The organism is Anaerotignum sp., from assembly GCF_030625865.1.
GTDB lineage: Bacteria > Bacillota > Clostridia > Lachnospirales > Anaerotignaceae > Chakrabartyella.
Genome location: NZ_DAOUQB010000003.1, coordinates 72,019 through 85,733, shown reverse-complemented (window position 1 = coordinate 85,733; position 13,715 = coordinate 72,019). Strand labels below are relative to the sequence as shown.

At 41.5% G+C, this 13,715-nt stretch carries 16 protein-coding genes and 4 tRNA genes; 3 read left to right on the top strand and 17 right to left on the bottom strand.

Features of this window, described 5'->3' with window-relative positions; genetic code table 11:
• Window positions 1–7 precede the first annotated feature (7 nt).
• From P9Q65_RS01880 to P9Q65_RS01870, 3 genes are all read right to left on the bottom strand, one after another.
• On the bottom strand, window positions 8–367 hold the full coding sequence (locus P9Q65_RS01880; RefSeq protein ID WP_304507387.1) for a BlaI/MecI/CopY family transcriptional regulator: 360 nt from the start codon (window positions 365–367) through the stop codon (window positions 8–10).
• A gap of 518 nt (window positions 368–885) precedes the next feature.
• A complete protein-coding gene (locus P9Q65_RS01875; RefSeq protein ID WP_304507386.1) occupies window positions 886–1,842 on the bottom strand; it encodes a nucleoside hydrolase in 957 nt (318 codons plus the stop codon).
• Window positions 1,839–2,474 (bottom strand): class I SAM-dependent methyltransferase, encoded by a 636-nt coding sequence (locus P9Q65_RS01870; protein WP_304507385.1) that lies wholly within the window; start codon window positions 2,472–2,474, stop codon window positions 1,839–1,841. Before P9Q65_RS01870 ends, P9Q65_RS01875 begins: the two co-directional genes overlap by 4 nt.
• A gap of 86 nt (window positions 2,475–2,560) precedes the next feature.
• On the opposite strand from P9Q65_RS01870, the gene yeiL reads away from it, so the two are divergent.
• Window positions 2,561–3,226, top strand: coding sequence for a transcriptional regulator YeiL (gene yeiL, locus P9Q65_RS01865; protein WP_304507383.1), 666 nt, complete (start codon window positions 2,561–2,563; stop codon window positions 3,224–3,226).
• Between the two features lie 94 nt (window positions 3,227–3,320).
• On the opposite strand, the gene P9Q65_RS01860 is transcribed toward yeiL, so the two are convergent.
• Window positions 3,321–3,740, bottom strand: a complete 420-nt coding sequence (locus P9Q65_RS01860; protein WP_304507382.1) for a nuclear transport factor 2 family protein — start codon at window positions 3,738–3,740, stop codon at window positions 3,321–3,323.
• Between the two features lie 280 nt (window positions 3,741–4,020).
• Window positions 4,021–4,149 (bottom strand): hypothetical protein, encoded by a 129-nt coding sequence (locus P9Q65_RS01855; RefSeq protein WP_304507381.1) that lies wholly within the window; start codon window positions 4,147–4,149, stop codon window positions 4,021–4,023.
• A gap of 478 nt (window positions 4,150–4,627) precedes the next feature.
• On the opposite strand from P9Q65_RS01855, the gene P9Q65_RS01850 reads away from it, so the two are divergent.
• Complete coding sequence (locus P9Q65_RS01850; protein ID WP_330695128.1) at window positions 4,628–5,623, top strand: DUF6017 domain-containing protein; 996 nt, start codon at window positions 4,628–4,630, stop codon at window positions 5,621–5,623.
• Window positions 5,624–5,642: 19 nt separating this feature from the next.
• Here P9Q65_RS01850 and P9Q65_RS01845 read toward each other — a convergent pair whose 3' ends face one another.
• From P9Q65_RS01845 to rph, 11 genes are all read right to left on the bottom strand, one after another.
• Entirely contained in the window at window positions 5,643–5,792 is a 150-nt protein-coding gene (locus P9Q65_RS01845) for a hypothetical protein (RefSeq protein ID WP_304507417.1), read from the bottom strand.
• On the bottom strand, window positions 5,789–6,697 hold the full coding sequence (locus P9Q65_RS01840) for a DNA adenine methylase (protein ID WP_304507380.1): 909 nt from the start codon (window positions 6,695–6,697) through the stop codon (window positions 5,789–5,791). Before P9Q65_RS01840 ends, P9Q65_RS01845 begins: the two co-directional genes overlap by 4 nt.
• A gap of 64 nt (window positions 6,698–6,761) precedes the next feature.
• Window positions 6,762–7,352 carry a hypothetical protein gene (locus P9Q65_RS01835; protein WP_304507379.1) on the bottom strand — a complete coding sequence of 197 codons (591 nt, stop codon included), beginning with the start codon at window positions 7,350–7,352 and terminating at the stop codon, window positions 6,762–6,764.
• 2 nt (window positions 7,353–7,354) lie between these two features.
• Window positions 7,355–7,870 carry a hypothetical protein gene (locus P9Q65_RS01830; RefSeq protein WP_304507377.1) on the bottom strand — a complete coding sequence of 172 codons (516 nt, stop codon included), beginning with the start codon at window positions 7,868–7,870 and terminating at the stop codon, window positions 7,355–7,357.
• A gap of 284 nt (window positions 7,871–8,154) precedes the next feature.
• Window positions 8,155–8,236: transfer RNA gene (locus P9Q65_RS01825), tRNA-Leu, on the bottom strand.
• A 91-nt stretch (window positions 8,237–8,327) separates the two neighbouring features.
• A tRNA-Arg gene (locus tag P9Q65_RS01820) sits at window positions 8,328–8,401 on the bottom strand.
• An 11-nt stretch (window positions 8,402–8,412) separates the two neighbouring features.
• Window positions 8,413–8,483 (bottom strand) — tRNA-Gly (locus P9Q65_RS01815).
• Between the two features lie 6 nt (window positions 8,484–8,489).
• A tRNA-Arg gene (locus tag P9Q65_RS01810) sits at window positions 8,490–8,563 on the bottom strand.
• Window positions 8,564–8,793: 230 nt separating this feature from the next.
• A complete protein-coding gene (locus P9Q65_RS01805; RefSeq protein WP_304507376.1) occupies window positions 8,794–9,318 on the bottom strand; it encodes a metallophosphoesterase in 525 nt (174 codons plus the stop codon).
• Complete coding sequence (locus tag P9Q65_RS01800; RefSeq protein WP_304507375.1) at window positions 9,315–9,914, bottom strand: XTP/dITP diphosphatase; 600 nt, start codon at window positions 9,912–9,914, stop codon at window positions 9,315–9,317. The genes P9Q65_RS01805 and P9Q65_RS01800 overlap by 4 nt, the downstream gene beginning before the upstream one ends.
• A gap of 18 nt (window positions 9,915–9,932) precedes the next feature.
• Window positions 9,933–10,664, bottom strand: a complete 732-nt coding sequence (gene rph / locus P9Q65_RS01795; RefSeq protein WP_304507374.1) for a ribonuclease PH — start codon at window positions 10,662–10,664, stop codon at window positions 9,933–9,935.
• 215 nt (window positions 10,665–10,879) lie between these two features.
• Here rph and P9Q65_RS01790 point away from each other — a divergent pair, with 215 nt between their 5' ends.
• Window positions 10,880–11,332 carry a putative ABC transporter permease gene (locus tag P9Q65_RS01790; protein ID WP_304507373.1) on the top strand — a complete coding sequence of 151 codons (453 nt, stop codon included), beginning with the start codon at window positions 10,880–10,882 and terminating at the stop codon, window positions 11,330–11,332.
• A 149-nt stretch (window positions 11,333–11,481) separates the two neighbouring features.
• Here the strand turns inward: P9Q65_RS01790 and P9Q65_RS01785 are convergent, their stop codons facing one another.
• Complete coding sequence (locus P9Q65_RS01785) at window positions 11,482–13,590, bottom strand: N-acetylmuramoyl-L-alanine amidase family protein (protein WP_304507371.1); 2,109 nt, start codon at window positions 13,588–13,590, stop codon at window positions 11,482–11,484.
• Window positions 13,591–13,715: the final 125 nt, after the last annotated feature.

The window sequence follows — 13,715 nt, the reverse complement described above, 5'->3', positions numbered from 1 at the left end:
GGTCACCTCATTTCAATTGATCAACAAGCTGCTTTAGTCTTTCGATTTCCTCTGCGGACAGTTTCTTCCTGTTTAAAAGAGAAGCAAAAAGTAAATCGACTGAGCCATCAAATACTTTGTTTACCAGTTCCTTGGTTTCCTGCTCCTGCACCTGCTCTTGTGCAATTAATGCATGGCACAAAAAATTAGGTTCTCTACGTTCAATTGCACCTTTACTAATGCACCTTTTGATAAGTGTATAAGTGGTATTCATATTCCAGCCAACCTGCTCTTTGAGGATAACAGAAATTTTCTTTGCAGTCATATCGCCTTCCTTCCAAAGGACACTCATAATTTTTAATTCAGAATCAAACAGTTTGATTTCCATACAATAGCCTCCTCGCTACTATAGTAATTTTGTCGACACGTTTACACTACCACAGTCGTGTGAAATTGTCAACACTACTTGAGTAGTTTATATCTTACCATAAAGAAAACCAACACAAATAAAGATGCAAGATTATCTCAAATCACGCAAATAATGATCACCCCATTCGTTTTTTCTGTAGATATGGGGGAAGAGGGGGCTGAACAACCGCAGGGTTTGCAGTTCGCTTTTCATGCGTTTCATTTTGATTTTGAGCGCAAAAAAAGCAGCTGTGTTTTTCAGTTGCGAAGAACACAGCCGCTTCAAAATTGCCCTGTAAGGTTTTGGCTTTATTAAATTGTTTGCCTGACTGATTTCAGCTTAAAATGAAAAACGAGGGTCTTGAATTTTTTATTCAAAGCCCTCGCAAGGTCGCATAAACACCGGCTTTTTTAGCCCTACATCTATTTTGACCTAATCCTCTGCTGTGGATGACAGAACTTGAATGGGGCAACCCCAAGCCCACGTCTCCACGGTTGTCAACCAGAAATCTTTAGGAGTCTCTTGATTGCAGCGTTAAATTCCAAAATAAACTTTTCCACAGAAACATCTACACAAAGACCTATATTCTTTGTTCCCTGATTCATAGCAACTAAATCCAAAACACATCGTCCTTCATTTGGACCTTCTTCCAAAACCTTCAAGCAACAAGGAAATATTGTCACAAACTCCGGCCGAAGTGCAATGGCAGCAGCCAGCGGATCATGTAGCGCACACCCATTCATCTCTGGATGTACTTCCTCATGGAACGCAATATAGTAATCTGTCATATCGGCAAGAAATTTTCCCCATGCCGTTTTTGTTTTCCGCCACTCACTTGTTTCGTTTCTGGTAAGCAAAGTCCGCAGGGTAATATCAAGGCCTACTAATGTACAGTGTAATCCACTCGAAAACACAATATTGGCTGCTTTTATATCTTGATAGATATTCGTCTCAGCGCAGTGTGTCATGTTTCCCTCTACGCAAACCGCTCCTCCCATTATTATAATTTTTATACCACAATTTACAATATCGGGATACTTTTTCACTGCAGCTGCCAGATTCGTAAGTGGCCCCTCCGTGACTATCGTTAGCTCCTCTCCATATCTAGTTGCTGTATCATACAGAAATTTAGCAACATCCATATCGGTTTTAATTTCTTCTTCATCTACAGGAAGAAATGTATTCCCCAATCCATCCATCCCATGCACTTTCATACTTAATGGTCTGACTTCAAAGCGCTCCTTGCTCAACGGATGCCCAGCTCCGCATATAACGGGAATGTCTCCCCTACGGAATAATGAAAGAATTTTTCTTGTATTTACCACTGCCTGTCTGGCCTGCACATTCCCATAAGAACAGATAACTCCCAGCAATTCAATCTGAGGTGTGCCCAGAACATAGGCTATCGCTAAAGCATCATCAATACCGGTATCCACATCTAATATCATTTTCATATTATCCTTCTCCCAATATAACAAAACCCATTGGAACGATGTCCATTCATAGTTGTAAACGTCAGGTTCTCATACATTTCCTGTTTAAAATCCGACAGAAGTTCCTTTATCCAAACTTCGTCATGATGCCTGCAAACTGCTCCGTCCGGAAGCTGAAACACTCCATAATTATCATATTTTTCCTGGAATTTTTGATATCGTGTTAAATTGCGTTCGTCGGTGTTTAATAAAAAATCATTCACATAAAGAATGCCATTTGGTTTCAGTACACGTTTGATATCAGAAATAAGGGCTTCCTGTTCAGCATTTTCCCGTATACAGGTAAGGACAGCGAATAAAATTACTGCATCAACACTTTCCGCAGGCAAATCAATAGGACCGCTTTCCTTAACACGTAAGTCAAGATAGGGAAACTGAGTTTGTCCACGTATGATCATACCTTTTGAAAAATCAATACCAATCAGGTTATGGAATCCCATTTGATAGAGCTCGTCCAAAGTACGCCCATATCCGCAGCCTACATCCAGAATCCTGGATGAACTGTTCACATATTTACAAAATGCATCGGCCTGAAACGGTGTTGTAAATTGCTTCTGATCAGAGACATCGTCCCAGTATTTTTTCTGCTCCATACTTTCATCCTCCTTTGTACTTTCAGTATACGAAATTTTTTGGTATGATGGTATGAGATTTCTCATATGTTTGGAGCGTGATTTTTATGAAAGAGATTCAAAAACTAAATCAGCAGGAAAACTACCAACCCCCTTTCCCTTTATCAGATTTCTTTAATTTTGATATTAGGCCATATGTGACGGTTGTTCAGTTTGAACCTGATGAAACAATTTTACAAGAGGGGGAAAAAGTCAATACTCTTTACTATTTAATTAGCGGACGGGCAAAATTATTTTTATCCCATGAAAATGGACGTATTTCGTTGATTAACTTTATGAATGCGCCATGCTTTATTGGAGAAATAGAGCTGTTAGAAGCACAAAAGCTTACCAATGGTATAAAAGCCATTACAACTTGCATCTGCTTTGCTATTAATGCCAGTGCTTGTAAAGGTCAACTGTTGAATGATAATAAATTCCTACGCTACCTCTGTGTTAGCTTAAGTAAAAAAGCCATTGGAAACACGTCCAATTATGCCAAAAATCAATCATATACACTTGAAGTTCGCCTTGCCACATTCATATTGACCACTTCTAATAATCGCTTATACCGAGAAAAGCATACAGAAGTTGCAGAATTTCTAGGGGTGACTTATAGACATCTATTATATGTAATTGCAGAATTTGTAAAAAAAGGGATTTTGAAGAAAACAGCGCAAGGCTATTATATTGAGAATGTTGATAGGTTGCGAGAGGTGGCAGACAAAAAATAAAGATGTATTCATAAAAAGCAAAAATACATTTGATTAATTTAGTTGTAGGTTCTGATTATGCTGCATTCCGCTTTGCCAACAAAGCGGGATATATTTAAAACCACATTGTTTCTTCATCTCTTAATTGTGGACGCAAACCATCTTGATATGGGTCATAGTTATTAATATTGCATCCAAATTCTTGCAAGAAGCAAATTTTACCATACTTTGTCCATTTAATAATGGAAACGCCATCAAAGGCTTCAACCTTTCCATCATTCATGGTATTCTTAAAATACCACTCAACAATTGTTTGGTTTCCTTTATGAAAGTACTGCTTAATGTCCCACACTAGTACATTTCCACGGGTATTCCATTCAGTAAACCACTGCTTAATTTTTTCAACGCCTTTATATTGGGGCCCCCAACTTTCAATGTAAACTGCGTCATTTGAAAAAATTTCTGCAATTCCTAAATCCTGCTTTTTTAACCACATATCAAACCAAAGGCTAATAATTTTCTCTTTATTTTCCATGTTAGCCCTCCTTTCATTCAAGCCATCTTATAGAAATACCAGACTGATTTCGTCCCCCCTGCTTTTTTCTTAAAAAGCAAGGTGCATCTATTTTGGCCTAATCTTTTACGCGCCCTGTGTTAGAATCTTGTCCGGCTAATAGCGTCTTTTCTTGATAAACAACTAATCTATATTCTGGAACTAAACTTTGTGTAGGTGGATCAACCTCTTTCCACCCATCCGTATGAAAAAATATATTAATCGTATCTTGATCATCAATAGTTTTAAGTAATGTATCATCTTATGCAGATAGCACTTCAATCTTACAGGATTTAGCTGCTTCGTCCTGAGGTGTTGATGGTGACTCAGCATTAGGCTTCACGGCACTACACCCTGAAACAATTAGAACCATACTAATTGTTAGTACCAAAATCTTTTCCACCAAGCCCCTCCAAAGTTCATCTATTATTTATACATTGATTATAAATAACCTGTATTTTTCTTAGTTATATCACTACTAAAACTAAAAGTCATGTATAAGTTCAAATCCTCATACATGACTTTCTTGTGGTGCGAGTGCTGTTACAGCATTTGCCCGCAAAGCCGCATGAACACTGGGTTTGTGGCAGTCGATAAACAACATTTACATCAAAAAAGCTCCGCAAAGGTGTTAAAATTATTATAGCACCGCAAAAACTAAAAAGCAATTACGCGCTTGCGCCGTGGATTTTTCTATAAAATCTGCGGCGTTTTTTTATGCCCTTATGTCACGCAATAGGGGCAAATAAAGCCTTGTATCATGCGGCTTTTTTGGTGCGGTTTTGACTTGGCAAGGTGTTTATACCTTTTCCCCTCAAAACGGCGTTCTATCGCGTGACAAATCCACAGAGAAAGGAGCTGATAAAGCTATGGCAGTTTTCCGGGTAGAGCGCAACAAAGGCTATACCGTAATGAGCAACCACCACCTACGCAACAAAGAACTGACACTAAAGGCAAAAGGGCTTTTGTCGCAAATGCTGTCCTTGCCGGAGGATTGGGACTATACCCTTGCGGGGCTGTCCCTTATCAACCGGGAGAAAATCGACGCTATCCGTGAAGCGGTGCGGGAACTGGAACGCGCCGGATATATCAACCGTTCACGGGAGCGCGACGAGAAAGGACGCTTGCAGGGCGCGGACTATGTGATTTACGAACAGCCACAGCCGCCTAACTTGGATTTACCTACATTGGAAAATCCAATATTGGATAATCCAACGCAGGAAAAACCAATGTTGGAAAACCCTACGTTGGAAAATCCAATGCAATTAAATAAAGAGATACAAAGAACTGACTTACCAAAAAAAGATTTATCTATTACGGATTTATCAATTACCCATTCCATTCCTATCCATTCCCTAAATCCCTTGCCTTTGGACGAGGACGCAGCGGCTACGCCGCCGGAAAGGAACAGAAAGGAAGCGTCAACACAAAGCGCAGTAGAGATATACCGTGAAATCATCAAGGACAATATCGAGTATGAACACCTTGCAGCGGACAACACCATTGACCGCGACCGTTTGGACGAAATCGTGGAAATCATGCTTGAAACCATTTGCACCGCAAGAAAGACGCTGCGTATCGCCGGGGACGACTACCCCGCCGAGCTTGTCAAAGCAAAGTTTATGAAACTTGACAACTCACATATCCGCATCGCTTTCCAGAAGTTTGCAGCGGTTCCGCTTCAGGAGGTCGAGCTGCTGGTTGATTTCATTGTTTTTCTGCATAAAAATAGCAGAGTCCATGTAACCTTTCGTCCTAAGACGATTCAGTACCAGACTCTGCTTGGTGAGTTCCGCTATTTCCTTATTATATTTTCTTCCGCTGTGATTAACGGCATTAGATTTTTGAACATTTTACCCTTTTGACTATCCGCATAAAGAATATCTAAGGTATCTTGTAGGTCGTAATATTGGTTTGAGCGCCGCAATCCAAATACAGGTCATCGTGAACATTGCCCACCACAAACTGATAGGCACCACCGCTTTCTTCCTCAAGCAAGGCTTTTGCCCAGCGGATTTTTTCAAGTCCAGTCATTCTTCGTATTCACCTCCGAAATCAAATAGGTTTAATTGAAACGTATCCTTTTCCCGATCCTTGGGATCGTAGTTGGTAATGATGACCTCCGGGTACTCACAGCCGCCCTCGTACCGCTGCGCCAGATTGCTCAGACGTGTAACTGGGGTGATGGTGTAATTCCGATACAGCTCCCGGATGAATTCACAGTCATTGTAGCTGACCATCCACTTGCCCCTGCTGCTCGCCAGTGCATCCCGGAGCCGCTGGTGATCGGTTTTCAGGAATTCCACCGCATAGTGACCCTCGGTCATGTAATACGGCGGATCGCAATAAAAAAAGGCATCGTCCCGGTCATACTGCCGGATCAATGCCTCAAAGTCCTTATTTTCCACCACGGTATCCGTAAGCCGCCTTGATGCCTCCCATATAACGGCGAACACCTTGCGGATGTCAAAGGGTTGGCAGCCATAGGAAGTGCAACCACTGCCGTAGCTGTAGCGGATGAGCTTAAAAAAAGCCGCTGCTCGCCACACATCGCTTGGCTCTGCCTGCTCCATAAGAATGGCTTTGATTTCCTCAAACTCAGGCGAGGAGAGATTCTGCTGCGCCAGTTCCAATTCCTCTTTTAGGTATTCGGAATCGAATTCATCTTTTTCAAAGAAGCGGCGCAGCACACCAAATTCATGCCGGGAGTTAAGGGGCAGGAAGCCCAGCTGCTTCAAAAATGCCAGAGTTCTGTTTTTTACGCAGTAGAACAGGTTGGTCAGGTTGCCGTTAAAGTCGTTATAGACCTCCATACCCTTACAGTCCGGAGGCCTGCCGAACAACACCCAACCCCCACCGCCGAAGATTTCGATGTATCTGCCGAAGTCCTTGGGGAAGAGCCGGTAAATGATATTGCGGAGGGCTTTTTTGCCGCCCACCCAGCTGATAAAGCTATTGATATTCCATTACCTCCCTCTGAAAAGAAAAAAGAGCCGATAATCACTACATTTTCAGTGACATCGACTCATCTGGATTATGATATTCGTATTCGCCGGTTTTTTCATTGTACAGATAGCCCTCATCGGTCAGATCCACATCGTGAACCTCGGCCGCAAGCTCCAGCGCTTCCTTGGAGCCTCCCGGAGGGATATCGCAGAACATTTCCTCGCCGTTTTCATATTCCTTTTTTCCGGTGTTGTATCCAAAGTCCTCGTCTGCCCACAGGTATTCAAAGGAGAGATCAGGGTCCTGCTCGGCAAGTGTGCGGATCACCGGATCGGCACGGCTCCATGCGGTCTGGAACTCGATATGCTCACCACCAAAATCCTGCGGGGTATATGCGCCATCGTAGCCGTAGCTGTTCCACTTGGTTCCCCAATTAGAAATCGACCAGTCGTACCAGTTGTCTTTACCATATTTCTCACGTTCAGCCATACCGAGATTTCCACGAAAGATATGTGCAGGCATCGGAATAACCTTGTTGAAGTCGATGCTTCCAAGACCGATTTCATCATTTTTGATGGCCTCAAACATAGCCCTGACCTGTTCCGGATCGCCGGATACCCTTAAAATATTGGTTATATGATTTGGCATTATTATATTCCTCCCATCGTTATGCCGAAGCCGAAGGACTGGCTGCTTTTCAGCTCATCCTCCGGCTTGATGAAAAAGCGGTCGCTGCTATCCCAAAAGCTGACATACAGCTCACCGTCATCCACCTTGATTTCTCTTTGCTCCAGCCCCTCGCCCCAGCCATCAAAAAACTGCCCGGAGAGCCATTCGGTAAGTTCCGCAAGCTCAGAGGGAGAAATAGTCCCGCAGGTTTGCACATCGGTCACGCCCCACAGCTCACCGTTCCATTCTTCAACGGTCGGGTTAATGCTGTACACCTTTTGGCTGAGATCGTCATCGAGGTAAACGGCGAGGCCACGTTCGCCCTCGCTGGGGAGCTTTTCTTTCTGAATGAGGGCAAGGATTTTCTCCTCATATTCTAAAATCTCACCGGCGGATAAATCCTCCCGATAATCGTCAAGATCGCCCCATTCGTTTTTTCGGTAGATATGAGGGAAGAGGGGGCTGAATAACCGTAGGGTCTGCAGTTCATTTTTCATGGTGCATCCATCCTTTCTTTTTAATTTCGGGCAATAAAAAAACGGCTGTGTTTTTCAGTTACGAAGAACACAGCCGCCTCAAAATGGCCCTGTAGGGTATTGGCTTTATTTAATTGTCTGCCGGACTGATTCCGGTCAAAAACAAGAAACACCCTGCTTTCTTGTTAAAAAGCAGGGTGCATCTATGAAAAACGAGGGTCTTGAATTTTTCATTCAAAACCCTCGTCAGGCCGCATAAACACTGGCTTTTTCAGACCTGTATCTATTTTGACCTAATCTTCTGCTGCGGATGACAGGACTTGAACCTGCACGGGGTACCCCACTGGAACCTAAATCCAGCGCGTCTGCCAATTTCGCCACATCCGCATGATAGAATTTATTTTAAACTGCCCCCAAACCATTGTCAAGGGATAATTTACTTTCCTTATTAAAAAAGGCTCACCCACGAGCCGATCGCTGAACCAGGAGGGATTCGAACCCCCGACCCACGGCTTAGAAGGCCGTTGCTCTCTCCAGCTGAGCTACTGATTCGCACAAAAAAAAGCGGGTGATGAGAATCGAACTCACGTGTTCAGCTTGGAAGGCTGACGTTCTACCATTGAACTACACCCGCAGAATCTGAACCAGGAGGGATTCGAACCCCCGACCCACGGCTTAGAAGGCCGTTGCTCTATCCAACTGAGCTACTGATTCAAGCGATTACGCAAAAATTATTATGCCACAACTTTTCCATTACGTCAACACTTTTTTTAAAAAAATTACAAATTCATTTTATTTTTCCGCGCTTGTCTGTATAAAACCGGGGAAAACACTGCATCTTCAGTCAAATATCATGCCCTATCTAACATACCTCAGATACAGCAAACCCCTTTTTCGGTAAAATAACATTTTTTAAACAAAAACTAACTTTCAAGCATAAATCTCTAATTGTTTAAAAATGTTTTTCTGCGTCTTATTTCCCCTCTATCCGTGTATTCCATGATAGCCCCTTCTATTTTTCCATTTTCAACAGTCATAATACCAAAGGTAGGGATAAATCCATCTCTTGGCAAGGTAATGCTTCCCGGATTAAATAAATAAATCCGACCAGAGGCATCATTTAAGGCTACATGGGTATGTCCAAAAAGGACTGCATCTGCCCCTTGCTCCTCTCCCCAATAGGCTATCGTATTCAGGTTATAGTGAACCCGTTGCTTATGTCCATGGGTCAATAAAAAACGCTTTCCTTGTGCAACAACCATTTTATGGGAAGGCGTGTCCCCTCCAAAATCATTGTTTCCTTTCACATAATGGAACGGTAGGTTAGGAAATAATGACTGAAGACATTTCGCATCTTCATCATAATCTCCTAAGTGAAATACCATATCAACTTGCTGTTCCAGTCTTTCTAAAACCGTCTTTGCAGTATCAATCCGTCCATGACTATCGCTTAATACTAAAATTTTCATTTATCTAATTCCTTTTTCAGCATTGCCTTCATTTTCCGTAATGCCTTTCCTCTATGGCTGATGGCATTTTTCTCCTCCGGCGAAAGTTCCGCCATATATTTACCCTTTTCCGGAACAAAGAAAATAGGATCATAGCCAAAGCCGTTTTCTCCTTTTACTTCCCAACCGATCATGCCCTCTACAGTATCATAACTAACCAATCTTCTTCCATCGGGAAAAGCTGCTGCAATACAGCTAACAAATCTAGCTGTTCTTTTTTCTTGGGCAACATCACCCAGTTTTTCAAAAATCGCCTGAAATCTCAGGGGATAAGGGGTATCCTCTCCCATAAATCTGGCAGAATATATCCCGGGGGCCTTGTCCATATAATCGATCTCCAATCCGGAATCGTCGGATAAGGTTATTTTTTGGCTTATCTCCATAATTTGAACAGCTTTTTTCATGGCATTTTCTTCAAAAGTGTTACCATCCTCTACCACATCAAGGGTAATGCCTGCGTCCTCCATAGACACAACCTTCACATCCATATCCGCCAAAATCGCGTTAATTTCTTTAATTTTCCCCTTGTTCTTTGTTGCAAATATAATTGTTTCCATTCCAATTTCTCCCCAATCTTACTTCAATTCTAAGCCATCCAAAGCTGTTTTCTGTATCTCCATTAAATCCATTATACCTTTTTTACCAAGTTGGAGCATTTCCTCCAGTTGTTCTTGAGAAAATGTTCCATGTTCCCCTGTTCCCTGGAGCTCAATAAATCCGGCTCCATCACTCATTATGATGTTCATATCCACCTCAGCGGCAGAATCCTCTTCATAGCAAAGATCTAAAAGACCATTTCCATCCACAATACCAACGCTTACCGCCGTAATATAATGGTGCATGGGCATTTTTTCTAAAATTCCCTGTTCCATCAGCCTTTGGCAAGCCAATGCCAACGCAATAAATCCACCTGTGATGGATGCCGTTCTCGTTCCCCCGTCTGCCTGAATTACATCACAGTCTACTGTAATACTTCTTTCCCCCAACTCACGCATGTCAACAGCACCTCTCAGTGCTCTGCCAATTAACCGTTGAATTTCCGTAGCTCTGGGATTCAGCTTTAATTTATTAATATCACGTCGGTTCCTTGTTTGCGTAGCACGGGGAAGCATAGCATACTCTGCCGTAACCCAGCCCTCACCGCTGCCTTTTTTGAAAGAAGGAACGCTTTCCTCTACCGTCGCATTACAAAGAACCTTTGTATTTCCCCATTCTATGAAAACAGACCCTTCTGCATAACGTGTATAATCTTTCGTTATTTTAATTGGTCTTAATTCGTCTTTTTCCCTACCGTCAAATCTCGTCATTTTTTCCTTTTTCCTCCTTGTTTGCATTGTATTTTTTATTATATCCCCTCTTCTACTTTTTGAACAGGGTATTTTCAACCTTTCGTAGAAACACATCTCATATCTCACCATTTTATATTTATACCATTTTCGATAAATCAAAAATTACCAAATATAAAACCAAATAATTTTTTTAAAAAATATAATACTAATTTATGATTGAAAGGAGGATTTCCATGGATGCATTTCTTCGCAAAATTGCGATTTTTTTGATTGGCGGGCTTGCCTATTTTGGCCTTGAAATAATTTACCGTGGCTACTCCCATTGGACCATGTTTTTAACAGGTGGCGCTGCGTTATTATGCCTGTTCACTTTATTTACCGCTTGTATTCCTTTGCCTTTTTGGGCTCGATGCATTGCAGGGGGACTGATTGTTACCGCCATAGAATTTGTTGTAGGTATCATTGTAAATAAATGGCTAAACTGGAACGTATGGGATTATTCAAGCTTGCCATTCAATTTATTCGGACAGGTTTCCTTATCGTTTAGCCTTATCTGGCTAATGCTTTGTGTCCCTATAGGATTTCTATGCCGTCTGGTGCATCAAAGCATATCAAACAAACCTTTGATAAACTTTATATATTTTTTAAAAAGCAAAGAATCTTCACACAAAAAAATACACCCATGACATATGAATTAAAATTGAATAACATTTTCTCATAAAAACAAGTTCTCTTCTCAATATTTTAATCCTTTTTAACTCATACGCATCCTCAATTCTTAAACAGCAAAAAAGGCACGACAAAGTAAACACTTTGTAATGCCTTTTTTTAGAATCTATCGTATACGATATTCGTCCATCATCTCAATAATTGCATCCGCCATAGCTTCTGCTACAGCATCCTGATTTTCCGTTGAAGAAATTTTCAAGGCATCTCCCGGGTTAGAAAGGAAACACGTTTCAACTAAAATCGTAGGTACCGTCGTTGCGTTCAAAATTAATAAATCCGTTCTTTGCTTCACGCCACGGTTCGTTGTCTGTAACGACTCAATCAGGCTGCTTTGCAGAATTTCCGCTGCTTTGCGGCTGGTCAGCATATTGCTGTTATCATTGCTATGTACTTGGTACAACGTCTCTGTCCCATTGGCAGTGGTATTGTTTGTTGCTGCATTGAAATGAATGGAAACCATTAAATCCGCAATTTCATTTGCCGTTTTTGCTCTGAGATTATTATCAGGCCTAGTATCACTGTCTCTGGTCATATATACTTTTATATCAGAATCCTCCAAATATTTTTGAACCTTCAATGCCATTATAAGATTCATATTTTTCTCAACCAACCCATTTCCGTTGGTACCGGGGTCATTTCCGCCATGACCTGCATCCAAAAGTAAAACCTTATCATAAACATCTTTTGGATTCTTCACATGAATTTCATAGCCATCCCTCGTTTCCTCCACCACATATTCACTATAGCGATTTTGAGTAAATCGAATGACTGTTTTATTATTTGATGTAGAAATTGAAATGTTATCTATGACATCATTCCCAATCTTTAACGTACCATATCCATAGGCACTTTCATAATCTCCAGGCAAAGTAAGTTCATAGTACCCTTCCGTATGTCTGTCATTTTTTTTAATATCATCAACGTCCAGAGATTTCATATCATCTAAGGTTAAAACGTTGGAATCAATATCATAAGAAAGATTTTCAAGGGTAGATTTCCTTACTTCCAGGGTAAATTCGCCATCTTCTTCCTCCCATTCAAAATCTGTCAACTGCCCCACCTCAAGGACAATGCGGAACGTATCGGCATCAAACATCCCTGTTCTGGCCGCCGTAACATAGGAAAGGTCTTTTGTACTCAACTCATTTTGTACTTTTGTTTCAACATTTGGAATATCTATCACAATTCTTTGGGGATTTGATAATGTAAATACATTGGCACCTAGTGTTCCATCAGCTCCCACTACCAATTTATCCACACTGTTTCGATTGGTAAGGGAAATCTCATCCACTACCGTACGCTGAAAACTAACAAGAATCTTTTTCTTATCAGAACTTTGTGTTATGGTGTAATCCTTTTTGCCGGCTAAATCAAGCACAACACGGGTAATAGGTATACCGTTTTCGTTATGCTGGGCAGAACGGATTGCCGTTACAATACTGCTGTTTGTTGTAGTAATTTTATCCCCTAAACCACAGGTGGCGTTTTGAATATCGATGACTATCTTGGAATCATCCACATAAACCTCATCATAGCTATAGATTGCACTGTCCGCCTCAATGGAGAACGCCTGTGTATCTGTAGCGCTGGATGGTACTGCAACACGGAAAACCTTCACAGCTTGCGTGGTTGGAGTTGTAGGCACCGTAGGTGTTGTAGGTGTTGTTGGCGTTGTTGGCGTTGTTGGCGTTGTTGGCGTTGTTGGCGTTGTTGGCGTTGTTGGCGTTGTAGTTCCACCTTCACCGATATTCACCGTTCTGGCAGTATCATCCCAAGTAATATTTAAATTCAAAGCCTTAGCCAACGCCCGTACCGGAAGCATCGTTCGATCATTGATTATCATGGCCGGTACGTCCATAGCAAATTCTTCTCCATTTTTAATACCCTTTTTGCTTCCCAATGTAAATGCCACCGTATAATCATCATTCATTACAAAAGCCTGCTTCGTCGGCTCATTCCATAAAACCTCACATCCCAATTTCTGGGCAATCAAACGCATGGGAAGCATGGTTCTGCCGTCGATAATAACCGGAGGCATATCTTCGGGTACCAATTCGCTTCCGTCAATATTTATTTTAACCTCTGCTGCATCATATGCATGGTTTTTTCCATCATAGAATAAATTCATACTTACATTTTTTGCGTATGCAACGCTTGTCATAGCCATTCCTATGGCAACTGCCGCAAGCAGTAACCGCCTACCCCTAGATTTCATATTAACCCCCCAAAATGTATTCGAATAAAAAGGACAAGTGCCCTTAAATTTTCTCAGTAATCCATATTCAGTATATCAAATTTTGTCGTAATTGAAAGGGAAATGTTCCAATTGAAATATATTTT